General features: G+C 64.7%; 1 protein-coding gene. It reads right to left on the bottom strand.

Going from position 1 to position 780, the window contains the following annotated elements; all coding sequences use genetic code 11:
• Positions 1-780, bottom strand: a 780-nt coding sequence (locus tag A5692_RS01120; protein ID WP_156765862.1) for an AMP-binding protein, incomplete at both ends; no start/stop codon positions are given.

Genomic DNA, 780 nt, shown 5'->3' with positions numbered 1-780 from the left:
TGCTCATCGACACGGCCCACATACTGCAACTGCCCATCCGGGCCCCAACACACCAAATCCCCGGTGCGATACATCCGTGCCCCCGGTGCCCCGGTGAAGGGACACGCCACAAACCGGGACGCGGTCAATGGTGAGCGGCCCCAATACCCCACCCCCACACCATGACCGGCCACATAGAGTTCCCCGACCACCCCGGCCGGCACCGCACGCAACCACGGGTCCAGGACGAACAGCGCCGCTCCCGGCACCGGCGACCCAATCGGCACAACCCCCGTACCCGGGGTAAGCGGGGCACTGATCGCCACCCACACCGTGGTCTCGGTCGGCCCATAAGCGTTGAGCATCACCCGCCCCGGCGCCCACCGATTGACCACCTCAGCCGGACACGCCTCTCCACCCACCAGCAAAGCCGTCGACTCCAAACCCTCCGGTCGGAGCGTCGCCACCGCATTGGGGGTTTGGCTTAATACACTGACTTGTTCCGCAATCAGCAACGCGTGCAAGTCATCCGGTGATGCGGCCACCGCCTCGGGCACCATTACCAACCGAGCGCCGTGTAGCAGGGGGGCGAATATCTCCCACACGGAAAAGTCGAAGGCATAGGAGTGACCCTGTGTCCACACTTGCCCAGACGGCTGGCCGGCATCGAGAAACTCGATCAGTTGGGTGACGTTGTGGTGGGTAATGGCCACGCCTTTGGGCACCCCGGTGGTGCCCGAGGTGTAAATCAAATACGCAATGTCCTCAGACGCCGGACCCGGTGGTCGGGTGGCCGGTTGG

This window comes from Mycobacterium sp. E342 (genome assembly GCF_001667665.1).
GTDB lineage: Bacteria > Actinomycetota > Actinomycetes > Mycobacteriales > Mycobacteriaceae > Mycobacterium.
Note: the sequence above shows the minus strand (reverse complement) of the source record. Positions and strands in the feature narration are given on the sequence as shown.